Below are 22,023 nucleotides of genomic sequence, written 5' to 3' on the forward strand. Positions count from 1 at the left end.
GAGTCAGGCGTCGAACAAGCTCGGGGCGGGCTCACCGGACGGCGCGGTGGTCTCGCGTGCGCGTTGCGGCGGCAGGTATGGCTCGGGGCGCGGCACGCGGACGCGCTCGCGTCCGTCCCAGCGCCACGGGGTGACCAGGACCGCGTCGACGCCCTCGTGCCGGGCCAGCTGGGCGATGCCGATCCCGGGCACGGTGGGGTAGCAGGCCCATTCGCGTTCAGAGGTCATGACGACGTCCAGATCGAAGGCCGCAAGCAGGCCGAGGCACTTGGCACGGGAGTCGTCGTCGACTCCCGCGAACGCCTCGTCGAGGGCGATCAGGCGCGGAGCGTGCGGGTGCCCGGAGGAGTAGTGCGAGGATGCCGCGGCGAACAGCGGCACCGAGGCGGCCAGGACGCGCTCGCCGCCGGAGGCGGGGCCGGCGGCTGAGGCCCAGACGCCGTCGGTGCGGCGCTGGATGGCGAATGCGTGCCAGGCGCGGTAGTCGAAGGCGCGGGCCAGCTGGTCATGCCAGGTGTCGGCCGGGTTGGCCGCGCGGTCGTCGGCGATGCGACGCTGGAGGAACTCACCGACCGCGGCCCGGTCGGCCGGACTCCAGGCGTCCACAGCCTTGCGCAGCAGACGGGTCCGGACGGCTTCCAGCCCCTCGGGCGCGCCCTTGGAGGTGCGCCAGACCAGTCGCAGAGCCATGCCCGTGGAGGTGGGACGGGACTCCAGGTCCTGATTCATCGCCGCCACCCGGCCCTCGGCCTCGGTGATCAGCTCCTGCAGGGCGCCGGCGACCTCGCCGACCAGATGGTTCTCCAGCAGTTCCCGCTCCTTGGCCGACAGCAGCCGGTCCCGCTGGGTCACCTCCCTGTCCAAGACGGCGGCCAGCGACGGCACGTCCTGGACGCGGCCGGCGAACACCACCTCCACGATCATCAGTCCGTCCTGGGACAGGGTCATGGAGACCTGGTGGCCGTGGCGGGCCAGGGCTCCCGACAGTTCCTGTTGCTCGCGCGAGACCCGTTGCTGGACGCGCTCCCAAGCGCCGTCGGCGTCGTCGACGCCGGACAGGGCGGCGTCGGCGGAGCGCGCCAGAGCCACGGCCGGGGCCGGAACCCAGGACTCGGCCGGGTCCGGATGTTCGAGGTCCGGCAGGGCCGTGGCGAGCAGGCCGCTGGCGGTGAAACGCCGCATGGCGGCGATGGCTTCGTCCCGAACGGCAGTCGCCTCGGTGATGGTGTCTCGCAGCTGTTCCAGGCGGCCCTCGGCGCGCCCGCGCTCCTCGACGGCTTTCTCGCGGCGGGCACCGACCGATGACGTGGAGGACTCGACGGCGGCGAGTGCGGTGCGCACTTCGTCGAGCCTCCGGTAGAGCTCTTCCACCGCCGCACCGGACGTCTCCAGGAGCGTGCGGTGTTCCTCGGCCGCCGCCTCGGCGTCGTGCCGGGCCTTGGCCGCCGCCTTGTCGGCCTGGACCAGGCGGGCGGTGGCCAGCCGGCGCTCGTTCTCGGCGGTGGCGGCGTTCGTCGCGGAGCGCGACGCCTGGGTCAGCGCGGGCCAGAGCTCGGACAGGGTCGTGCGGTAGTCGTTCAGTGCCTCGGTGACGGCGTCCAGGGCGGCCGCTTCGTGCGGAAGGCGGGTGTCCTCGGCGAAACGGAGGACAGCTGAGGCCGCCTCGTCGGCCGCCTGGCCGGCGGGTCCGACGGCCGCCGCCGCCTCGTCCCGCCGCGAGGTGGCGTCCCGCGCCGCCTCGGCGTGGAACGCGGCGCCGCTGTGGGCCTCGCGCAGGCCGGCGTCGGATGGCTGGGCACGCAGTTCGTCCGCGACGGTGGCCAGCCGCCGCGCGACGGCGTCGGACTCCTCGCGCAAAGCGTTGATCCGGGTGTCGAGCACGGCGATCCGGGACCCGAGTTCGGCCAGGCGGGCACGGCGGGCGGACTCGCGGGCGCCCTCGCCGATGTGGAAGGCCGATTCCTTGTGCCAGGCGCCTCGCAACGCACCGATACCGAACCGCCCGTCCGCGCTGATCCACGTGTGGTGGCCGGGTTCGGACGCTCCGGCCGGGATACGGCCGATCCCGGCCAGGACCGATGCCACCACCGACTCGGACAGCGCGCCTGCCTGCGGATCGGCCGCGTCGATCGCCGGACGCAAGGACGCGGTGAGGCCGGCGTCCGGCGCGGACCCGATCGGCGTCACGAGGACGTCGCCGCCGACGTCGGACAGCCTCCCGTCCGGGGCGATCCAGGCGTCCAGCAGCCCCGACGCCTCCAGCGCGGCCTCCAGCCCGGCCCGGTCGGCCTCGGTGACGTGCTCGTGGAAGTCCACGACCTTCCACAGCGGCGCGCCGGGCCGGCCGGTGCGGGCGTCCGCGTCGCGGGTGTGCGGGATCGGCGGAGCATCGTGGTGCCCCTGTTCCAGGCGCGTGATCTCCTCGCCGAGTGCGGACCGCTCCTGTTCGGCCTGCCCGCGGAGGTTGTCGATGTCCGCGACGCGGCGGTTCAGCAGCGCTTCGTGCTGCCTGGCGGCCTGCTCGGCCCGGCGGGCCATCGGATTCGGCCCGTCGAGTGTGGTGACCCACAGCCCGAGCTCGGACAGCGCCGCCTCACGGTCGGGCAGAACGATCTCGGCATTGCCGGCGCTCCACGATTCCCACGCGCCGAGCAGGGAGCGACCGTTCGCGATGACGATGTCGGCCGCGAGCGAGGCACGTTCGGCCGCCGCGGTCGCCTCGCTCGCGGCCGACTCGGCGGCCGCCCGCGCGGCACCCAGGGCGCGGGCGGCGACCTCGGCCCTGGCGTGGAGGTCGCGAAGGCCGCTGACCGCCTGCTGCCGATTGCGGATCTGGGAATCCGCAGACTGCCGGGCCGGCGCGGCGAAGCCTTCCGTATCGCTGCCGGCGGCTGTGAGCGCCGCGCGGACCGCGGCGTGATCGACGCCGGCGGCCTCGGCGTGTCCGGCCGCGGCGTGGTGCAGACGCTGGACCGCGACGCCGTCGGTGTCGGCGTCGGCCTGGGCACGCTCGGCGTGCGCCGACCACTTCTCGGTGTCGAGCACAGCCTGCTGCCGGTCCCCGGCACGGCTCCGAGCCACATCGGCCAAAGCCCCGGCAGACTTCGCCAGCCGCTCGATCTCCCGGGCGGTGTTCATCGCGGGGTCGCGGTTCAGAGCGTCCTTCTGCGCGGTCAGCAGGGTCTTCTGCTCGTCGAGCCCGGCCAGTTCCTCCTCGGCGGCGGTGACGGTGACGTGCGCCTGGTCCCTCGCGGTCGTCGCGGCTCCGAGGTCGCGACCCAGCTGCTCGTATTTGCTGTGTGCCTGCCGTACCGCGGCAGCAGTTCGTTTGGTCGCGACCTGGGCGTAACGGCGGTAATGGACGAGGAACGCCGCGGCCGCGCCTCGGGCTTCGGTCAGCGCGGCCAGGGCGTCGCGTTCGTCCTGCAGGCCGCGGAAGGCTTCGGCGATCTCGCCGATCAGACTGTCGGCCAGCGGTGGCAACGCTTCCGTGAGCGCCTTCGACAGCAGCTTCTCGTCCGGTTTCTTCGACAGTTGCGGCTGCCGGAGCTGGATCAACAGGTTGACCAGGGCCTCGTAACGGGCGCTCCCGAGCCCGAACAGCGCTTCGTCGACCGCGCGCCGGTAGGCCTTCGCGGTGGTGAAGACGGCGTGCGTGCCGATTTTCTCCTCAAGGGTCCTGCGGGAGTAGGAGACCCGGTGTTCGTTGCGCAAAGGCAGATCCGGCCCGATCCGCTGGTCGGTGACGAAGAACCAGTGATCGGCGATGCCTCGGCCGCGGACGGCTTTGAGTCCACAGCCGATGGTGCGGTAGTGCGGCAGGCCGTCGTCGCCGATGCGGCCGAACTCCAGCCACGTGTAGCCCAGTCGCTCGTCGTGGGGGTGCTTGTCGCCGAGCAGCAGATTCCACTCCATGCGCTTGGCGCGGTCGCCGTCGGGTTCGATCCGGGACGGGACCAGTTCGCCGTCCAGCAGGAACGGCAGTGTGAGCGCCAGGACTTTGGACTTGCCGGTGCCGTTGTTACCACGCAGCAGGAGACGGCCGTCGTGGAACCGGAACTCCTCGGCGTCGTAGTAGAACACGTCGATCAGGCCGGCGCGCAGCGGCTGCCACCGGTCACGGGTGGGCAGGGGGGAAGCGGGCGCCGGAAGCGCGGTCGGAATGGTCACGGGCGGGGCGCAGCCTTCTTGATCGTTGGTTCGGTCATGGCGAAGCGCATCAGTGCCGAGCGCGGGTGGATCCGGGTCCGGCCGTGGTCGTCGCAGACGCGCAGGACGAGGTTCAGGGCCTCCAGCTTCGCGACGGCCTGCTCGGCCAGGTCCGCCGCGGCGGCCGGTTCGGTCGCGGTCTTCCGCCAATACGAGGAGTGCTTCTTGGCCTGCTCCCGGACGAAGTCGACCAACTCCGGCAGGGTCGGCGCCACGCCGTCGGTGGCGATCTTGGTGGCGATCAGCAGCGTGACGTGGCCGTCGGTGCCCGCCTCCGGCATCCGGACGTCGGTGAGTGCGTCGTCGGGGTCGAGCATGGCGATGCCCTCGGCGCGCATCTCCGGGATCAGGCCGGTCAGCTCGGTGATGCGGCGGGTGATGGAGACACGCTGGTTGACGAGGTAAGCGCGTTCGCCCTCGGTCAGGTCCGCGTAGTACACGACCGGGTCATCCAGCAGGCGGCGGGTCATGGCGTGCCGCAGGGAGCGCAGACGCAGATCGTCGGTCTCCGGCCATGGTTCGGCGGTCAGCGCCGCGAGGCGTTCTTCGAACGACACCGCGGTCACCGTGGACGCGCCGCGCGAGGTGGCGAGCAGACCGCTGCTCACCCGGCGGTCGACGTCGTAGAGCACGTCGTTGCCGCCGTCGGCGACGAAGGCGTCCTCGTCGCCCTGCACCCGGGTCAGCACGTCCCAGGACAGCAGAAGCCTGACGACGGCGACCAGGTCGGCGCGCTCCTCACGGCGCCCCATGCCGAAGGTGATCCCGGCCTCCGTCAACGCCGGGTCGGTCGACCCGGTCAGCACGCCCTCGGCGAGCCGGCCGAGTGTGGTCTGCGATTCCGAACGCTCCAACACGGCCAGGGCCAGGCACAGGAGGACGTAGCGCCGCCGGGTGAACGGGACCTTGGTCTTCGGGGCGCGGGCCGGTCGGGTCGGGTCGGCCAGGTCGGCCGGCTTCTTGACCAGCCGAGCGGTCTGGGCGTCCACGGTCAGCCGCCAGCCGGCCTGGTCGGCGAACCAGGTCGCCAACTCGGCCGCATGCTTGCGGACCAGGCGGAAGTCATCGTCGCGGGCGGTCAGCAGCGGGTGGGCCAGCAGGGCCCGGGCCGCGCGGCGGCGTTCGACGTCATGGTCGCCTGAGGCCGCAGACGGGGTCGAGGTCCAGGTCGAGACGGTCATCGTGCTGCGCCCTGGTGCGCGGGTGCGGTGAGGTCGAAGATCTCCACGACGTGTTCGGGGCCGGACAGGACGCCGTCAGCGGTGGGGACGGTGACGACCCGGCCGGCGTCCACGAGCTTGAGGCGGATCTCCATCGAGCCGTCGCCGCTGGCCGCCGTAGTGGTGGTCGTGCCGGGACGGCGTGCCGCCAACGCGTCGCCGAGAACCGACAGGAACAGGCGGAACGCTCTGGGATCCAGACCGTCCGGACCGGCCAATTCCGACAGGAGCACCGGACCGTCGGTGGCCAGCAGGCGGCGGGCCTCGGCGATCTCAGCCGCCTCGCGCTCGGCCCTGGCGGCCAGCAGGCGGCGGCCGTCGTCCCGGTCGATCGCGCGATTCGGCGCGCCGCGACGCTCGTAGGAACCGGTCTCGCGCAGTCTGGGGCTGATGCGCAGGGCTCGGCGTCCGCCCACGGGGTCCCCGGTGGGTAGTCGGCCGCTTCCCAGGCTTCTTCGGTCTGGGCGTCGATGGTCAGGTGCCGGGCCGGCGCGAGCGCGAACGCCGCTCGCCACAGGCGGTGCGCGGCGGCGTCGTCCGGAGCCTGAGCGAAGAACCGGGCCAGCGCACGCAGGTCGGCCGAACGGTCCGAGCGCCCGCCGCGGCGTTCGTTGAGCGCGGCGACGGTGTTCACCAGGTTCGTGATGCCGCTGACCGCGGCGTTGCGCAGCAGCCGGGCCTGCGAGGGACGTCTGTTCCCGGTGCTGACGAACCACTCCCGCAAGCCCCGCCAGCGGTTCTCCCAGTCGCGGGTCGCGAGCTGGACGGCCGCGGCGTAGGCGTCGTGGGCGCCGGAATCCGCTCCGTTGTCAGGGACGGCGTCGACCGCGTCGCGGCGGGCCGCGGCGTCCAGGATCCGTCCTATGTCCGCCGTCTCGATCCGCTCGATCAGGCCCGCGATCTGCGCTCCGCGGTTGGCCAGGTCGGCGATGAACTTGTCGATGTACTCGATCAGCCGGTCCTTGTAGGCCAGGAAGGCGTCCTCGGCGCCGTCGGTGAAGTCGACCGCGCGGCGCAGTGAGGACATGAAGGCTTCGGCGTTGTCGGCCAGGCCGGTGAACCGCTCGGTGAGAGTGAACAACAACAGACCGACGCCGGTCTGGTCCGGCGGTTCCAGGGCTTCGGCGGCGACCAGGAGCGCGGTCAGTTGTTCGGCGATGTCGGCGAGCGCCACGGTCTGCAGGCGCCCCCGCTGGCCGAGGGCCTGCTCGTAGTGATCGATCGCGGCCAGCGCGGCCTGGCCGTGCCGGGTCAGCTGGTAGATCTTGCGGGCGCGGTTGAAATCCTCAACTGTGCTCACCCGCCCGGTGTCGGCGTCCGAGCGGAGGTTGCCCCATTCGACGAGCTTGTCCAGGGCCTGGACGAGCGCTTCGGGATCCGGCAGGTGCGCGGCGCCGTCGGTGCCGTCGGTGCCGCCGGTGCCGCCGGTTCGATCGGGCTCCCGGGGCCAGTCGATCAGGACGTCTTCGGGCCGCAGATGAACGGTGAAACGTTGCTTGGCCCGTGCGAACACGGCGAGGACCGTCGCATAGAGGTGGATGTTCGGAGCGCCGAGGTAGGCGAAGGGCTGCGGCGTCGATGCATCCGTCACGGCGTCCATTGTGGCAGCCGGCCCGAGGGGTTCCGGCTCAAACGGGTGAATCGGGCATGGTGCGACCGCGGAAGGGGTCGCCTCCGGCGTGGCGTGCGGACCGCGGTCCATGGCGATCGGCGAGCGGCCGGCCGTCTTCAAGATCTCCCACGCCATACGCCGAGCGAGGCGTGCACGTGTTCTGGGCCCGCCGTGGATCCCCGTGCCGGTCGCGGGTGGGTGCACGCTGGTTCGGCGCGTACCCGAGTCGGCTGTCGTGGCAAGGTCGCCGTCGTCGTCCGTCGGGTTGTGAGCCGTTCCACCCGCGCCGGCGGGCGGGCATCGTCGGACCTCGTTCATGGATCAACTGTCGGGGCCTCGTTCGGTCGGCCGCAATCGTGCTCTGGAAGCCTGTGGACAACCGACCACTTCTGCGCGACGCACGTCACCGTTCGGCGTAGCGCCAGGGCGGGGCGTGTTCGAGCGAGTCGAGTGCCGAATGAGGTCGGTCGCTGGATTCCCGGGCCGGTCTCAGACCACGGATCCGATCAGTGACCCGGGCTTGCAGAGTCGGCGGGCGCGGTGAGATCGGCGAGGTCCTCGGGCGACAGCCGCAGGGCGCCAGCGGCCACGTTCTCCTCCAAGTGCTCCAACGATCCGGTGCCCGGGATCAGCAGTATGTTCGGGGACACGCTCAGCAGCCATGCCTGGGCTACTTGCGCCGGCGTTGCCTCCAGGCGTGATGCGACCTTCAGCAGGCTCGGGGCGTCGAGTGGTTGGAAGCCGCCGCCGATCGGGAAGAATGGCACGAACGCGATGTGCTGCTCGGTGCATCGGGCGAGCAGTGCCGTGTCGGTTTGGTGCTGGACGTGGAAGTGGTTCTGGACGGCGGCGAGTGGGGCCACTGTGGAGGCTTCCTCGAACTGCGCGGTGTCGACGTTGCTGATGCCGAGGTGGCGGATCAGTCCCTCCGTTCGTAGGTCGGCGAGGGCGCCGAGTCGTTCGGTCAGGGGTGCGCCGCCGGGGCCTGTCATGCCGCCGACACGGAGGTAGACCAGGTCGAGGTGTTGTAGGCCGAGGGTGCGGAGGTCGGCTTCGACCAGGGCGCGCAGTTGGTCGGGTGTGGCCTCCAGGCTGGGCATGCCGTTGTCGTCTCGCAGGGGTCCGACCTTGGTGGCGATGACCAGGTCCTCTTGGTAGGGGGCCAGGGCCTTGCGGATCAGGTCGTTGGCGTGGACGCCGTGAGCGCCGTAGAAGCCGGCGGTGTCGATGTGGTTCACGCCGAGCTCGACGGCGCGGCGCAGTACCGCCATGCCCGTGTCGGGGTCGCGGACCGGGCCTTGGAATGTGCCTTGGGCCAGGCGCATCGCGCCGAAGCCGATGCGGTGGACCGGGAGGTCGCCACCTAGCTGGAAGTCGTCGAATGCTGCGGGGGTCGTGGGCTCGATCATGGTTCAAGCCTGGCCGCGGCCTTTGGTCCGGACCAGCGTGTGGCAGCAAGTGGCCATGGTTGCCGATCGCTGGTCCGATGGTGAGACTGGAGCGCGTGTCCGCCGCTGAAACGACGATCACCGTCCACGGCGAGCTGGAGTTGGCGGCCCGAGCCGGTCACCTGTTCCGGTTTCCGGTGTCCGAGTTCGTCTGTGCCGCCTCCGATCTGAACACCTGGTCCCATCGCGCTGCCCGCGACACGGCGGTCGGGCGGATGGAGGCGCGGGTCCGCAGTGGGTTGACCGTTCGAAAGCTCTACAGTGCCGCGGCTCTGGCCGATGAGGACCAGCGTTTGCATCTCCTTGAACTGCGCACCGTCGGTGCTCAGGTGCGCATCTGCGCCACGGGGCTCCCTCACGAGACGATCATCAGCGACCGTAAGGCGATGATCCTGGCTGGTGCGAAGGTCCGTGGGGAACGGGAATTCACGGCGACGACGTCACCCGCTCTCATCGCGGCGGTGTACTCGATGTTCGACGCGGCCTGGGAAGGCGCGGTCGTGCTGGAGCAGTATCTGAGTCAGGATCTGCCCAGTATCGACGCCGAGGGCAAAGCGTTGCTTCGCATGCTGACGACGGGCCTCACGGACGAAGCGGCGGCGCGGCGGATGGGGCTGTCTCTGCGGACGTATCGACGTCGGGTCGCGGAGATGATGCGGCTGCTGGAGGCGGAGTCGCGGTTCCAAGCCGGAGTGCGGGCCGGGGAGCTCGGGCTTACGCAGCGAGCTCCCGGCGTGATGTAGCCCGCGCACGTCGCGGTGTTCAGCGCGTGTGCTCCGCTGGTGCCACGCCCCTGCGGGATTTCCTGTGATCGCGCGGAGGGATCCTCAGGAGCAGACTCTACGATCAACGTCCCGCTCGACTGGCGGTGTAGACGTGCAACGAGTCCAGAGGAGAGAGCTATGGGGCAACCGACCGGACCGATGTCGCAGCAACCGCAGCCGCTGCCGGATGCGGCCAGGGGGCGGCTTGTTCAGTCGCGGCAGGGGCGTCCCTGCTTCACGTCTGATCTGTCGGTCAATGAGTTCGTGCTGGCGACGCAGGCTGGGTTCGCGCCACTGGGGCTGGTGATGGGGACGAGCATCTATCACATCGGGATCCAGCCTTCGCGGTGGAGCGTCAGTCAGGAGCTGACGGTGCTGACACAGGCGATGTACACCGCGCGGGAGTTGGCGATGGCGCGGATGGAGGCCGAGGCCGATGTGCTGGGGGCCGACGGGATCATCGGGGTGGACGTGCGGGCGCGGCGGTATGCGTTCTCGGCTGAGGTCATGGAGTTCGTCGCGGTGGGGACGGCTGTGAAGGCCGAGGATGGGAGGTCGCTGCGGACGCCGGCCGGGCGGCCGTTCACGTCGCATCTGTCCGGGCAGGATTTCTGGACGTTGTGGCAGCACGGGTGGGTTCCGCGGGCGTTGGTGCTGGGGACCTGTGTCTACCACGTCGCGCACCTCACCTTCCGGCAGATGCTTCAGGCCTCGGGGCAGAACATGGAGTTGGGGACCTACACGCAGGCGGTCTACGACGCGCGGGAGATCGCCATGGCGCGCATGCAGTACGAGGGGAACCAGGTCGGGGCGGACGGCATCGTCGGGGTCACGGTGCGGGAGGACGACTGGGTCTGGGGTGAGCACGCCGTCGAGTTCTACGCGATGGGGACGGCGGTGAGCAGGATGCATCAGGACATGGCGCCTGTGTCACCGCAGATGACGATGCCGCTGTCGGGCTGACGGCACGGCTCAGTCGTGCATAACCTCGTAGGTGAGCAGGGCGGTTCCGAGGCTGGTGGCGGTCGAGCTGGTGAGCTTGAGCCGGCGGGGGTCGGGGAGATCGCTGAACAAGCGCTTGCCGGTGCCCAGCAGGAGGGGATGGAGGAACAGCCGGAGTTCGTCGACGAGGTCGAGGCGCAGCAGTTGTTGGACCAGCACGCCGCTGCCCAGGATGACGATGTCGCCCTCTCCCTCGGCCTTCAGCTTGCTCACCGCTTCGGCGAGTTCGCCCTCAAGGGCTTGGGTCCGCTGCCAGTCGAAGGTCCTCAGCGTCCGTGTCGCGACGTACTTCGGGCTCCTGTTCAGCTGCGCCGCCATGGGGTCCGTGTCCGGTCGGGTGGGCCAGAACCCGGCCAGCTTCTCGTACGTCTTCCGGCCGAACAGGAACGCCGTCGTGTTGCTCGGCTTCTGGGGCATGGCTTCATGGATGGCGGGGGTATAGGGGAGGCCCCAGCCTCCGTGGGTGAATCCGCCTTCGGTGTCCTCATCGGGCGAGCCGAGGCCCTGCATGACGCCGTCGACGGTCAGGAACTCGACGATGACGAGGTTGCGCATCTTGGTCTCCTTGATCGGGTCATCTTGAGTGTGCCGAGCGGGCCGGGGTGTTGGCTTGAACGAAATTGACCGGTGACAATGCCGGGGTGGAACCCGTCCGTCGCATCGAGGTCGTCCGGCATCGGGCGCACCCCGCGCTGCGGGGGCTGGTCGCCGGCGTGGTCGGGATGTCCGAGCTGTCACCCGTTCCGGTGCACCGGCGCCAGCCCGCCGGGAGTCTGGTACCGCTCGTCCTGTCCTTCGGCGACCCGCTGGAGATCGAAGGAGTCGCGCACGATTCGTTCGTCGCCGGCCTGTCCACCGGCTGTACCGCGACGTGCTTCGAGCGCGGACAGGACTGCGTGCAGGTGTACCTCACACCGGTCGGGATCAGCCGGCTGCTCGGCGTACCGGGACGCGAGGTCGCGGGGCGCGCGGTGGCCGTCGGCGACCTCGTGCCGTCGTGGCGGGGTGTCGCGGACCGGCTCGCCTCCGCGCGGTCGTGGGCCGAGCGGTTCGCCGCGGTCGAGTCGTTGTTGCTGGAGTCCGCGCGGCGGACGGACCCGGTGCCCGAATGGATGGCGGGGATGTGCCGGGACATCACGGCGAGCGGCGGTACCGTCCGCATCGGCGACCTCGTTTCGGAGTCGGGATGGAGTCACCGCTACGTCGCCCGGATGTTCGGTGGGCGCATCGGTCTGACGCCGAAGCAGCTGGCGGGAGTGATCCGCTTCGAGCGGGCGGCCCTGGAACTGGGGCGGCGCCCGCTCGCGGAGATCGCGGCCGTGCACGGCTACTCCGACCAGAGCCACCTGACGCGCGACGTCATCAGATACGCCGACGAGACGCCCACCCGGCTGGCCGCGGCCAACCGGCCCACGGCTCACACGGCGCTCGCCGGTCGCTGAGGCCGCCGGGGGGGCACGGCCGGACCCCGCACCTTCACACCGCCTCTCGCCCGGTCTCGGCGAGGTGCCGGACCTGGCACTGCTCGCAGACCAGGGTCTCGAGGTCCTTCAGGGACTCGACGTTCCAGTGCTCGAGCGGCGGTTCCAGGTCACGCTCGCAGAGGGCGTGGATGTGGTCCGGGTCGCGGGCGTCGTCCAGGCGGACGATGTGCCAGTCGTAGTCGGCCGTCGTGTCCACGTCGGGCCGGTGGTCGCGGGCGAGTTCGTAAACGTAGCGCGTCATGCCCGCATAGTGCGTGGTGTGGCGGAGGATGGCGCGGAACGGGGCCCGTTCGGGCGACGGAAGGCGCTCCGAGACAACAGGTTGATGACCGGGGGTAGGATCGGCTCCTCGGCGTATGGGGAGGAGCCCAGGGTGGAAGAGTCGCCACTGATACGCAGCATGCGTGCCGCCGTCGCCGCTGCTCCAGGCGATCTTCCGTTGCGGCTGCATCTGGCGCAGTTGCTCGTGGACGCCGGGGCGGGGGATTCCGCGATCGCGGAGCTGGCGGTCGTACTGCAACAGGATCCCGGATCGGGCGAGGCGCGAGCGTTGATGATGCGGGCGATGGGCGTTCCGGCCGCCGCTCCGGAGCCGTTGCCGCCGACGGAGCCGTCGACTCCCGCTACCGACTCCCGCGACGCGTTCGACTGGGACGCCGCCGACGCCGAGTTCGACGGCGTCGTCGCACCGATGTTCGTCGACGGTGTCGACGGTGTCGGCGGGGACGATCCCGAGCCCGCGTTCGACCTGGAGCCCAGTACCGTGCGGCTGGCGGACGTCGGCGGCATGGCCGACGTGAAGAAGCGCCTCGAAGTCGCGTTCCTCGCTCCGATGCGCAACCCCGAGCTCTCGAAGCTGTACGGCAAGTCGCTCAAGGGCGGACTGCTCCTTTACGGCCCGCCCGGATGCGGCAAGACCTTCATCGCGCGGGCGGTCGCGGGCGAGCTGGGCGCGAGGTTCTACGCGGTGACGCTGGCCGACGTGCTGGACATGTACATCGGCCAGAGCGAGCGCAACCTGCACGAGGTGTTCGAGGTCGCCCGCCGCAACGCCCCGTGCGTCCTGTTCCTCGACGAGGTCGACGCGATCGGGCAGAAGCGCACCCAGATCCGCGGCACCGGCATGCGGGGGACCGTGAACCAGCTGCTCGCCGAGCTCGACGGCGCCGACGGCCGCAACGAGGGGGTCTTCGTGCTGGCCGCGACCAACCACCCGTGGGACGTCGACAGCGCGCTGAAGCGCCCCGGCCGCCTGGACCGCACGCTGCTGGTCCTCCCGCCCGACGAGGCGGCCCGGCAGGCGATCCTGCGCTTCCACCTGCGGGACCGGCCGGTGTCGGGGGTGGACGTGAAGAAGCTGGCGAAGCGGTTGGAGGGCTATTCCGGCGCCGACATCGCGCACGTCTGCGACACGGCCGCGGAGAACGCTTTGATGGCGTCGGCGGCGGCCGGCGAGGTGCGGATGATCGGCCAGCGGGACCTGGACGCGGCCTGCGAGGAGGTCGGACCGTCGATCGGTCCGTGGCTGGAGACCGCGCGCAACGTCGCGTTGTACGCCAACGAGAACGGCGCCTACGACGATCTGCTGGCCTATCTGAAGAAGCGGAAGCACGTGTGACCGGGCAGGCGGAGCACGTCAGGCTGCTGGAAAGGGCCCAGACCCTGCTCGGGCTGCGCCGGTTCGGCGAGGCCGAGACGGTGCTCCGCCAGGTCCTGGCGTCCGCTCCCGACGACGCGGTCGCGATGCGCCTGCTCGCCGCCGCGCTCAACGACTCCGGGCGCCCGGCCGAGGCGCTGCCGGTGATCAAGAGCGCCGTGGCCCTGGCTCCGGACGCGCCGGTGATGTACGCGGTGCTGTCGACCATCGAGCGGGCGAACGGCGACGCGGACGCGGCCGCCGCGGCCGCGGACCGGGCCATCGAGCTGGCCCCGCACTGGCCGGCCGGACACGCCCGGCGCGCCTGGGCGCTGGCCGACCGCAATCCGGTCGCGGCCCTGGACGCGGCGCGGCGGGCCGTGGAGCTGGCCCCGGGCCAGGCGGACGGCCACTTCGTGCTCGGCTACGCCGCGCTGCGGGCCGGCAAGCCGATGGAGGCCGAGCGGGCCTTCCGGGCCACGCTGGCCGTCGACCCGAACCACTCGATGGCGATCAACAATCTCGCGGTGCTCGAGATCCGCCGCAAGAACTTCCGCGGCGCCCTGGCCGGCTTCCGCGGCGCCGTCAGCACCGATCCCCGCAACAAGACGGCCGCGACCAACTTCGAGGCCATCGGGCGGAACGTGGTCCAGAGCCGCCTGCGGTGGGTCGTGGCGGTGAGCATCCTGTTCCTGTCCTCCTGGACCGCCGCCGGTTCCTCCACCGACCTCGACGCGAACGCCGTGCGCCGCCGGTTCGTCGCCGTCGCCGCGTACGGACTGTGGTGGGCGGTTCTCGCGGCCGGGCTGCGCCTGGTTCCGCGCGGGCAGGTCAGGCTTCTGCTCCGGCTTTCGGCACGGGGCTCGAGCGCGCCGGCCTGCGTCGCGATGGGGGCCGCGCTCGTGCTGCCGGTGGCGGGCGCGGCGCTGGGCTGGGCGGGCGTCGTCGACGGTGCGTTCGTGGCGGCGGTCGCGACGATCGTCGTCCGTTCCTACTACGTCATGCGCTATTACGCTCAGCGGGCGCGGGGATCGCACTCCGGCTCGGGATCGCACTCCGGCTAGGAACCGCACTCCGGCTAGGAACCGCACTCCGGCTGACCGCCGCCGGGCGAGTGCTTGAAGAGGGACTCGGTCCGGGCGTGGATGCCGTTGGCCCGTTCCGCGAGCTCTGCGGCCTGGTCGCGGAGCGCTTCACGGATGGCCAGGAGCGTTCCGGAGTCGATCAGCGGGAAGATCCGCGAGGCGGGAACCGCGGATTCGTCCGAGACGGCGAGGTCGGGGAGGCGGAGGGTCTCGGGGGCGGACGCGTGGAGCGTTCTGCGGATGAGCGTTTCCTCGAGATGGGCGACCGTCGCCTCGGCGGTCGGGTCGTCGAGGAGGTCGGGCAGGAGCCAGAGTTCGATCTCTGCGACCGACTCGCGGTCGATGACCTGACTGTTCGGGTCCAGCGCCGCGTTGATGCGGAGAGCCAGGGATTCCGATGTCGAGCGGCCTATGTGCAACGTGGCGCCGTTCAGTGCGTAGAGCGCGAAGCAGCCGTGATGGACGTCGGCGACGGCGTCGAGGGCGACGCGGAGGTGCCGTTCTCGGAAGGTGCCCAGGGACTGGCGGGCGTAGGCCCTGGTCCGGAGCGCCTGGAGTTCGACGACGTCGGGATGGGACTCGGTGATCGGGTCCGCGGAGGGGTTCTGGAGGTGGAGGATCGCGCGGACGAAGGAGAAGATCACGGAGTTGGTGGGCGGGTTGGTGCTCGTGCCCGCCATGACGCCGCTGACGCGGCCGGTGGAGAGATATTCGCCGGTCCCTCCGGCCGGGCTGAGGAGGCCGGTCGCGGTGCTGATGTCCTCGCCCGTCGGCGCGCCGTGTTCGGCGCGGTAGGCGCTGAGCTCCCGCGCGAAGTCGATCACCGGCGAACGTTCTGATCCCCATGCCATGCGGTCAGGCTAGCGATCGTGGGCGGCGACCCTGAAGGGGTGAAGGCTCCTGAAGATGGGCGCAATAGCCGGATCGGGTTCAAGGTCCTTCACAATTGAAGAATTTCCTGTTTGATCTCCGTCGAGGACGGTGGGATGGGAGCATGCGCACGAACCCCCGCCTCATCGACCTCGCCGGACTGCTCGCCATCCTCGCGGCGTCGGCCCTCGTCTACGACACCTCCGGGAAGATGGCGCTCGTCGTGACCGACGCCGTCGCGGCGGGGTTGTACAAACTCTGGCGCGGCCAGGGCTAACGCTTCCGGCCCGGGGCCACCGCGTCCACGTACCGCTGTGCGTACCGCGCCCACGAGTGCTCGGCCTCGAAGAGGTCGCGCGAGGCGGAGGCGATGGCGGCGCGGGATTCGGGGGAGTCCGCCAGGAGCTTGGCGATCGCGTCGGCGAACGCGCGGGTGCTCATGTCGGAGGCGAGGTAGGCGTGCGGGCCAACGAGGCGGCTGTTCTCGCGCAGGGGGCGCAGCGCGATGGGGATGGCGCGGGCCATCGCGTGCGTGACCTTGTTCATCGCGCAGAAGTGGTTGAACGGGTTGTCCGGATCGGGCACCGTCATGGCGTCGATGCGGCTCAGGAAGGTGTCGACCTCGCCGGGGCCGAGCCAGCCGTGGAAGGTCACCAGGCCGTCCAAGCCGAGCCGGGTGGCGTGGTCGCGGGCCGCGGGGAGGGCGGGGCCGTCGCCGGCGACTTCGAGGCGGAATCCGCCGGCGCCGTCGGCGCGGAGCAGGGCCACGGCGTCGAGCAGATCCGTGAGGCCGTCCTGTTCGCCGATGACGCCCAGATAGCCGAGGACCGTGTCGCGGTCGTTCCGGGGCGCGGCGGACTCAGTCGCCACGGACTCGGTCGCTGCCGAAACCTCCGCGGTGCGGATGATCACAGCGTTCCGCCGATACAACCGCGCGATGCGAGCGCGCTGTTCCTCGCTCGGCGTGATCACCACGTCCGAGGCCGCGACCAGTTGCCGCTCGGCGCCCTTGAAGACCGGTGTCAGCTTGTTGAATCCGGCCCGCGACGCCGCGAGCACCGGCACCACGTCCCGCTGGTCGTACACGGTCCGTACGCCGCGCCGGCGGGCCCAGCGCGCCAAGGGGAACAGCAGATCGGGCGGGTTGCCGATCTGCAGCATGCACGGGACGCCGCGCGACGTGCGCAGGGCGGCGCGGACGGCGCGCGCGGCCGCGGTGGCCGTCCACACGCCCTCGGCCGCGGTCGCGAGCGCACCCTGGCCCTCGAACGACGCGAAGCGGACGATCTCGATCCCGTCCACCCGCTCACCGCCGGGCCGCCTGCCGCGGATCGCCGGGCACACCACCGTCACCCGCGCGCCGTCGTCGCGCAGTGCGAGCGCCTGCGACCAGGCCCGCTGGTCGTCCGGCACCGGCAGATTGAGTATCACCAACACGGCATGCGGCCGTGCGTGATCCGTCATGACTTCCCCACCCCCTGTGAAGTTCGAGCCCAGCCGGTATCAGGCGGCTGACACGTGGATCATGGTCGCCGGCTGGTGTCGTCTCGCTGCCACGTCGTGAAGTCCCCGGCCCGGACCGCGCGGCGGGCGCGCAGCCTGGTCACGACCGTGATCGCGAGGAACCAGGCGACCTTCGGGCCGTTGCGCAGCGGCGCGGCGAGCGCCACGTCGCGCAGATCCGACCAGGACGTGCGATCGTCGCCGGCCACGTCCGCGAGATGCGGATCGCCGGCCGCCTGCGCGGTGGAGACCAGGGCCCGCGTGCGGATCTTCAGGAGCGCGGCCAGACCGCGCGGCGGGTGGACCACCGCGACCGCTCCCGGCACCACCCGGCGCTGGTCGGCGGAGAACGCCAGCGAGGCCGCGAGGTCGTCGCCGAGCAGCGGGGGCAACTCCCGCAGCCGCTCGTATCCCTGCCGCGACACGCCGACCACGCCGCGGCCCCACAAGCCGGTGCGGACCGTGGGGAACTCGTGCCAGACGTCGTAGAACCAGCGCACGGTCCACGGGCGGCCGTCGGCCGGCCAGGCCCGCTCGGGTCCCGCGGCCATCACCCCCGGCGCGTCGAGGGCTTCGGCGAGTGCGCGTACGTCGGCTGAGCCGAGCTCGACGTCCGCGTCGACATAGAGTCGGGGGAAACCCTTAGCGTGCTCGTCGGCGAGCCGCATCGCGGCGTGCTTGTCAGGGCGTGGGCTGACCAGGACGTTCACGTCCGGACCGAACCCGCCGGCGACGCCCGCCGTATCGTCGGTGCAGCCGTTCGCCACCACCCAGATCTCGAACTCGCCCGGCCGGGCGCCGGCCAACAGGCCCCTGAGCAGGCGTCCCACGACGCCGGCCTCATTGTGCGCGGGAATGACCACGGACACCACGATCGCGAGTATCGCATCGGTGGAGGGTGGCGCGCCCTCAGGGTTCTGCACCTCTTGTCGGCCCTCGGCCCGCCTTGGGAGCATGGCCGGGTGACGGAAAGCCCGAAGCGGCCGCGGATCCTGGTCATGGTCTCGGCGGGGTGGTTCCCGCCCTACCTTGAAGAGGTCGCCGAGCAGGCGAAGGCGGGAGAGCGGCCGAAGGTGTGGCTGTACGACCTGCCCTACGACATGACGGTGCTGGACCAGCGCTTCGTGACCGGGCCGTCGCGGCTCCGGCGTGCCGTGTACGGCAGGCTTCCGCTCCCCTTGGCCTTCGCCGCCGAGGCGTTCCGCGTGCGGCGGCGCTATGACGCGATCTTCGCCTGGGGTGCCGAGGCTTCGAGCCTGCCGCTGGGCCTGGCCCTGCGGTTCACCAGGCGGAGCAAGCGGACTCCGCTGGTCGGCCTCTACAGCTGGATCTCGTCCGGCAACAAGGCCAGACTGCTGCGCCTGGCCTGGCCTGGATTCAAGACCCTGATACTGCCGCCGACCGCGCAGGCCGAGTTCGCGACCAAGCGCCTGAAGGTCCCGGCGGAGCGGATCGTCTCGCCGAAGTGGGTCGTGGACACCGACTTCTTCAACGCGGAGCCGGCGACGCCGCCGGAGGATGGAACCGGCGACCAGGACGTCGCCATGATCTGCTCGGCCGGACGTGAGATGCGTGACTTCGCCACGCTCATCGCCGCCCTCGACGGGACCGGCCTGCGCTGCCACATCGCCGGCTCGCTGGTGGCCGGTATGGACGACAAGTGGCGGGCCGAACTGGGCGACCGGGGTGAGCGGGTGGGCCTGCCCGACGGGGTCACCTTCGGGCCGCTGACACCCGTCGAGATGCGCGACCTCTATGCGCGGTCGCGCTTCGTCGTGCTGCCGCTGCACCCCAGCGACACGGACAACGGCATCAGCTGCATGATCGAGGCGTTCGCGATGGGCCGCACCGTGATCTGCACGCGGGTCGAAGGGCAGCGGGACGCGCTGGTGGCCGGCGTCAACGGCGTGTTCGTGCCCGCGCACGATGCCGCGGCGTTGCGCACCGAGATCCTGGACTTGATCGCTGATCCGGAGCGTGCCGAGAAGATGGGACGCGAGGCGCGGCGGCTGGCCGAGACCGAGTTCGGGATGACGCGGTGGGTCGCGGCTTTGACCGAGGTGATCGACGCGGCTGTGCCGGGGAGACATGCTCGCGGTGGCGGCGGTGTGGGTTAGGGGACTTCACTTCGCGTACTGACACCATTCGTCAGCGGCTCATAGCATGGCGTCCGTGGGGGTGGATCCGGAAGACGACGGTCGGCCCGGTGTGGTTCTCGTCGTGGTGACGTGGAACAGCGCCGAGGTCCTGCCGGGCCTGTTCGCATCGCTGGAGCTCGGGATGGCCGGGCTGCGGTGGCGCCTCGTCGTGGCCGACAACGCCTCGGCCGACGGGACGCCGGACGTGGTCCGGGCGGAGATGCCGGACGCGCTGCTGGTGGAGACCGGGCGGAACGCCGGGTACGCGGCGGCGTTCAACGCGGCGCTGGACGCGGTCGGGAAGCTGGACGAGCGGACGGACGCGGTCTTCGTCTGCAATCCCGACATCCGGTTGCGGCCGGGGTGCGGCGCGGCGCTGGTGGCGGGGCTGAAGGCGCACGCGACCGGGATCACCGCACCGGTGCTCTACGACGGCACGGGGCGCATGATCAGAACCCTGCGACGTGAGCCGAATCCCCTGCGGCTGCTGGGGGAGATGGTGCTCGGGGCGGGCCGGTCGGGACGGTTCGCGGCGCTCGGCGAGCAGGTGACGGATCCGGAGGCGTACCGGAAGGCGACGCGGGCCGACTGGGCCGCCGGGTCCCTGATGGCGATCTCACGGGAGTGCCTGGAGGCCTGCGGGCCGTGGGACGAGTCGTTCTTCCTCTACTCGGAGGAGACCGAGTTCGCGCTCCGGGCCGGTGCGCACGGCTTCGCGACACGGCTCGCGCCCGACGCCGTCGCGGTGCACCTGGAGGGCGAGGCCACGGTCTCGCCGAAGTTGTGGACGCTGCTGACGCTGAACCGCGTGCGGCTGTACCGGCGCACGCATCGTCCGCCGGCGGTGGCCGCGTTCTGGGCCGCCCTGCTGCTGCGGGAGTCGTCGCGGGCGCTGCTCGGGCGGTCCGCCAGCCGCGCGGCCGTGCGGGCCCTGGTGAGCCCCGCGAAGATGCGGGAGAAGCCAGGACCCTGATTCCTGGCTGTCTCACCGCCCATGGCGCGCCGTCAGCGGCGCATGGCCGCCCGCACCGCCCGCGCCGCCACCGCCCGCGCCGACTCGGCCGCCGCCAGCGCCACCCCGCCGACCCCGGAGGCCAGGCGCAGCGCCGAGCGGCTGAACGCCAGGGCCTCGAACCGGCCGGTGCGCAGCGCGTCCTCGACCGTGGCCCGGCTCGGGGGCCCGCTGAGGGTCAGCTCCATCGCCAGGGGGAAGAACTGGCGGGGGCCGTGGAAGTCGAGGGCCACGAAGGGGGGCAGGCCCAAGCGCCTGGCGTAGGCGACGGCTTCGCGGTTCGGGGACCAGCCGTCGTATTTGCGGTTCCAGATCTCGACCGCGGTCAGGTCCTTGGCCCAGGTCGTGTCGAAGCGGCGCCAGGCCTGGCGCCGCCACGGGTGGGCGAAGACCGCGATGCCGTCCGCCTCGCGGGCGTGGGCGAGGACGTCGGGGATGTCCGGAGTCCGGCCCAGGAACGGCACCTCGCCCCAGACCGGGATGTGGACGACGTTGTCGGCGTCGTTGTACTCCAGGCCGGGGACCACCAGGACGTCGTCGGTGGAGGCCCTGGCGCAGGCCTCGACGTACTCGGCCAGCTTGGCCTCGGTGAAGGTGCGGCTGTGCTCGCACATCAGCAGGACGCTGCGGCCACGCCGCTGGAACGCCGCGGCCAGGCGTTCCAGCGGCCAGGACGCGTCGTCGGACCACTCGGAGTGGATGTGGGCGACCGCGCGGACCTTGGTCACGGCGTCTTCTTTCGCATACGGGCCGCCTGGGCGGCGAGGGTGGACCAGGTGTCTTTCCAGAAGACGCGACGTTCGCCGGCCCGCAGGTTGTACCAGCGGTCGGAGCGGCGGGGGCGGAGTGCGGCGAGGGTGGCGCCGCGCCGGGGCCAGGGGCCGGGGTGGCCGGCGATCGGGCCGCGCAGGACGGCGGCGAGGTGGACCAGTTCGCGGCCGAGGTGGCGGCACACGACATGCGGCGGCTCGGGGTCCGGCGGCTCCGGGACGAAGGCCGGATCGAGTGCCTGGCGGACGGCCCACACCGGATAGGGGAGGCCGCGGCGCAGGGCCAGGGCCATGCTGCCCCAGGGGCGGCCGTTGACCTCCATGAACCAGGGGGTGCCGTCGGCGTCGCGGAGGAGTTCGAGCATGAACATGCCGCGCCATCCCACCGCCGCCAGGAGCTTCTCGGTCCGGGCGCGCAGGTCCTCGTCGACCGTGATCGAGCGGCAGGCGCTGGAGGCCGAACCGCGCGGGTCGGCCATCCGGACGCGGCGGTGGCCGCTCCAGGCGCGGACGCCGTCCTCGGTCGCGAAGCCGAAGACGCCCTCGCCGACCCCGGTGAGCAGGCGCTGCACGAGGACCGGTCCGGCGAGGTCGGCGGTGGCCCGCTCGACGTCGGCCGGGGTCGCGGCGACCCGGCCGCCGGGGCGGATCAGCCTGTTTTCCTGCTCGACCACGGCCAGCGCGGCCTTGACGATCCACGGCCCGTCGGCCGACCTCTCGGGGACCGCGAGGCCCGCGTTCGTGGCGGCCGCGACCTGGAGGCTCTTGTCGAGCGCGAAAGCGGCGGCGTCCCCGGTGGCGCCGGCGACGCGGCGGCCGGTCCGGTCACAGACCCAGACGGCGAGGTCGTCGAGCGGGAGGACGGCCGCGGCGCCGAGACGCTCGGCCGCATCGGCGACCTCTGCGACGCAGGCCGCGGCGTCCTCCTCGGGCGGCGTGACCGGGAGGACGCGGACGCGGCGCGACGAGGCCAGCGCCGGCTTGGTCCCGCGCCGGGTGAAGGCGACGACGTCGTAGCCGGCGTCGGCGAGGGACCACGCGGACTCGATGGCGGCGAAGGCTTCGGCGAAGCCGATGAGGATGGTCTCGGTCATGAACGGCCGCCCACGAAAGAAAGTCGAAAGGGGCGTGAATGAGATGTCGAGGAGTGGTTATAGAAGACAGAGCACAGCGTCATCCCCTCATCGCCAGCGCTCATGCGATCCCCACCGCAGGCGCTGGGACCGACACCGGCAGTGCCGACGGAACCCCCACGGTCGTCGGCACTGCG

18 protein-coding genes and 1 pseudogene are annotated in these 22,023 nt (G+C 71.5%); 8 read left to right on the plus strand and 11 right to left on the minus strand.

Annotated elements, in window-relative coordinates; all coding sequences use genetic code 11:
- Positions 1 to 3: 3 nt before the first annotated feature.
- From ABD466_RS34250 to ABD466_RS34270, 4 genes and pseudogenes are all read right to left on the minus strand, one after another.
- Entirely contained in the window at positions 4 to 4,170 is a 4,167-nt protein-coding gene (locus tag ABD466_RS34250; RefSeq protein WP_344661393.1) for a TIGR02680 family protein, read from the minus strand.
- Positions 4,167 to 5,390 carry a TIGR02678 family protein gene (locus ABD466_RS34255; RefSeq protein WP_344661394.1) on the minus strand — a complete coding sequence of 408 codons (1,224 nt, stop codon included), beginning with the start codon at positions 5,388 to 5,390 and terminating at the stop codon, positions 4,167 to 4,169. The genes ABD466_RS34250 and ABD466_RS34255 overlap by 4 nt, the downstream gene beginning before the upstream one ends.
- Positions 5,387 to 7,359: pseudogene (locus ABD466_RS34265) on the minus strand (TIGR02677 family protein). The gene ABD466_RS34255 and the pseudogene ABD466_RS34265 overlap by 4 nt, the downstream one beginning before the upstream one ends.
- A 188-nt stretch (positions 7,360 to 7,547) precedes the next feature.
- The gene (locus ABD466_RS34270) at positions 7,548 to 8,450 is read right to left on the minus strand and encodes an oxidoreductase (protein ID WP_344661395.1); all 903 of its coding nucleotides are present in this window, start codon (positions 8,448 to 8,450) and stop codon (positions 7,548 to 7,550) included.
- A gap of 95 nt (positions 8,451 to 8,545) precedes the next feature.
- On the opposite strand from ABD466_RS34270, the gene ABD466_RS34275 reads away from it, so the two are divergent.
- A complete protein-coding gene (locus tag ABD466_RS34275; protein WP_344661396.1) occupies positions 8,546 to 9,232 on the plus strand; it encodes a DNA-binding response regulator in 687 nt (228 codons plus the stop codon).
- 327 nt (positions 9,233 to 9,559) lie between these two features.
- Entirely contained in the window at positions 9,560 to 10,216 is a 657-nt protein-coding gene (locus ABD466_RS34280; protein ID WP_344661397.1) for a heavy metal-binding domain-containing protein, read from the plus strand.
- Between the two features lie 9 nt (positions 10,217 to 10,225).
- Here ABD466_RS34280 and ABD466_RS34285 read toward each other — a convergent pair whose 3' ends face one another.
- Complete coding sequence (locus ABD466_RS34285) at positions 10,226 to 10,810, minus strand: dihydrofolate reductase family protein (protein ID WP_344661398.1); 585 nt, start codon at positions 10,808 to 10,810, stop codon at positions 10,226 to 10,228.
- A gap of 86 nt (positions 10,811 to 10,896) precedes the next feature.
- Between ABD466_RS34285 and ABD466_RS34290 the strand changes: the two genes are divergently transcribed.
- Entirely contained in the window at positions 10,897 to 11,697 is an 801-nt protein-coding gene (locus tag ABD466_RS34290; RefSeq protein ID WP_344661399.1) for a helix-turn-helix domain-containing protein, read from the plus strand.
- Between the two features lie 34 nt (positions 11,698 to 11,731).
- On the opposite strand, the gene ABD466_RS34295 is transcribed toward ABD466_RS34290, so the two are convergent.
- Positions 11,732 to 11,980: a hypothetical protein gene (locus ABD466_RS34295; RefSeq protein ID WP_344661400.1), complete on the minus strand. Its 249-nt coding sequence runs from the start codon at positions 11,978 to 11,980 to the stop codon at positions 11,732 to 11,734.
- Positions 11,981 to 12,064: 84 nt separating this feature from the next.
- Between ABD466_RS34295 and ABD466_RS34300 the strand changes: the two genes are divergently transcribed.
- Positions 12,065 to 13,357 (plus strand): tetratricopeptide repeat protein, encoded by a 1,293-nt coding sequence (locus tag ABD466_RS34300; protein WP_425558819.1) that lies wholly within the window; start codon positions 12,065 to 12,067, stop codon positions 13,355 to 13,357.
- Positions 13,354 to 14,439, plus strand: coding sequence for a tetratricopeptide repeat protein (locus ABD466_RS34305; RefSeq protein WP_344661402.1), 1,086 nt, complete (start codon positions 13,354 to 13,356; stop codon positions 14,437 to 14,439). The genes ABD466_RS34300 and ABD466_RS34305 overlap by 4 nt, the downstream gene beginning before the upstream one ends.
- Positions 14,440 to 14,453: 14 nt before the next feature.
- Here the strand turns inward: ABD466_RS34305 and ABD466_RS34310 are convergent, their stop codons facing one another.
- A complete protein-coding gene (locus tag ABD466_RS34310; protein WP_344661403.1) occupies positions 14,454 to 15,311 on the minus strand; it encodes a hypothetical protein in 858 nt (285 codons plus the stop codon).
- A 143-nt stretch (positions 15,312 to 15,454) separates the two neighbouring features.
- Here ABD466_RS34310 and ABD466_RS34315 point away from each other — a divergent pair, with 143 nt between their 5' ends.
- Positions 15,455 to 15,607 carry a hypothetical protein gene (locus tag ABD466_RS34315; protein ID WP_344661404.1) on the plus strand — a complete coding sequence of 51 codons (153 nt, stop codon included), beginning with the start codon at positions 15,455 to 15,457 and terminating at the stop codon, positions 15,605 to 15,607.
- On the opposite strand, the gene ABD466_RS34320 is transcribed toward ABD466_RS34315, so the two are convergent.
- On the minus strand, positions 15,604 to 16,794 hold the full coding sequence (locus ABD466_RS34320) for a glycosyltransferase (protein WP_344661405.1): 1,191 nt from the start codon (positions 16,792 to 16,794) through the stop codon (positions 15,604 to 15,606). The genes ABD466_RS34315 and ABD466_RS34320 overlap by 4 nt on opposite strands.
- Before the next feature lie 59 nt (positions 16,795 to 16,853).
- The gene (locus ABD466_RS34325) at positions 16,854 to 17,705 is read right to left on the minus strand and encodes a glycosyltransferase family 2 protein (RefSeq protein WP_344661406.1); all 852 of its coding nucleotides are present in this window, start codon (positions 17,703 to 17,705) and stop codon (positions 16,854 to 16,856) included.
- Between the two features lie 90 nt (positions 17,706 to 17,795).
- Here ABD466_RS34325 and ABD466_RS34330 point away from each other — a divergent pair, with 90 nt between their 5' ends.
- The gene (locus tag ABD466_RS34330) at positions 17,796 to 18,950 is read left to right on the plus strand and encodes a glycosyltransferase family 4 protein (protein WP_344661407.1); all 1,155 of its coding nucleotides are present in this window, start codon (positions 17,796 to 17,798) and stop codon (positions 18,948 to 18,950) included.
- Positions 18,951 to 19,005: 55 nt separating this feature from the next.
- Complete coding sequence (locus ABD466_RS34335) at positions 19,006 to 19,944, plus strand: glycosyltransferase family 2 protein (RefSeq protein WP_344661408.1); 939 nt, start codon at positions 19,006 to 19,008, stop codon at positions 19,942 to 19,944.
- A 32-nt stretch (positions 19,945 to 19,976) separates the two neighbouring features.
- Here ABD466_RS34335 and ABD466_RS34340 read toward each other — a convergent pair whose 3' ends face one another.
- Together ABD466_RS34340 and ABD466_RS34345 are read right to left on the minus strand one after the other, a co-directional pair.
- Positions 19,977 to 20,711: a PHP domain-containing protein gene (locus ABD466_RS34340; protein ID WP_344661409.1), complete on the minus strand. Its 735-nt coding sequence runs from the start codon at positions 20,709 to 20,711 to the stop codon at positions 19,977 to 19,979.
- The gene (locus tag ABD466_RS34345) at positions 20,708 to 21,847 is read right to left on the minus strand and encodes an ATP-grasp domain-containing protein (RefSeq protein WP_344661410.1); all 1,140 of its coding nucleotides are present in this window, start codon (positions 21,845 to 21,847) and stop codon (positions 20,708 to 20,710) included. Before ABD466_RS34345 ends, ABD466_RS34340 begins: the two co-directional genes overlap by 4 nt.
- Between the last annotated feature and the right edge of the window lie 176 nt (positions 21,848 to 22,023).

The sequence above is a fragment of the Catenulispora subtropica genome (genome assembly GCF_039531675.1).
In the GTDB taxonomy this organism is placed as follows: Bacteria; Actinomycetota; Actinomycetes; order Streptomycetales; family Catenulisporaceae; genus Catenulispora; species Catenulispora subtropica.

What these genes read in the sequence shown, in the direction of transcription:
- ABD466_RS34300 (WP_425558819.1), top strand. Translation starts at nt 12,065, where the DNA reads ATGACCGGGGGTAGGATCGGCTCCTCGGCGTATGGGGAGGAGCCCAGG.
- ABD466_RS34270 (WP_344661395.1), bottom strand. Translation starts at nt 8,450, where the DNA reads ATGATCGAGCCCACGACCCCCGCAGCATTCGACGACTTCCAGCTAGGT.
- ABD466_RS34345 (WP_344661410.1), bottom strand. Translation starts at nt 21,847, where the DNA reads ATGACCGAGACCATCCTCATCGGCTTCGCCGAAGCCTTCGCCGCCATC.
- ABD466_RS34315 (WP_344661404.1), top strand. Translation starts at nt 15,455, where the DNA reads ATGCGCACGAACCCCCGCCTCATCGACCTCGCCGGACTGCTCGCCATC.
- ABD466_RS34320 (WP_344661405.1), bottom strand. Translation starts at nt 16,794, where the DNA reads ATGACGGATCACGCACGGCCGCATGCCGTGTTGGTGATACTCAATCTG.
- ABD466_RS34280 (WP_344661397.1), top strand. Translation starts at nt 9,560, where the DNA reads ATGGGGACGAGCATCTATCACATCGGGATCCAGCCTTCGCGGTGGAGC.
- ABD466_RS34295 (WP_344661400.1), bottom strand. Translation starts at nt 11,980, where the DNA reads ATGACGCGCTACGTTTACGAACTCGCCCGCGACCACCGGCCCGACGTG.
- ABD466_RS34255 (WP_344661394.1), bottom strand. Translation starts at nt 5,390, where the DNA reads ATGACCGTCTCGACCTGGACCTCGACCCCGTCTGCGGCCTCAGGCGAC.
- ABD466_RS34285 (WP_344661398.1), bottom strand. Translation starts at nt 10,810, where the DNA reads ATGCGCAACCTCGTCATCGTCGAGTTCCTGACCGTCGACGGCGTCATG.
- ABD466_RS34310 (WP_344661403.1), bottom strand. Translation starts at nt 15,311, where the DNA reads ATGGCATGGGGATCAGAACGTTCGCCGGTGATCGACTTCGCGCGGGAG.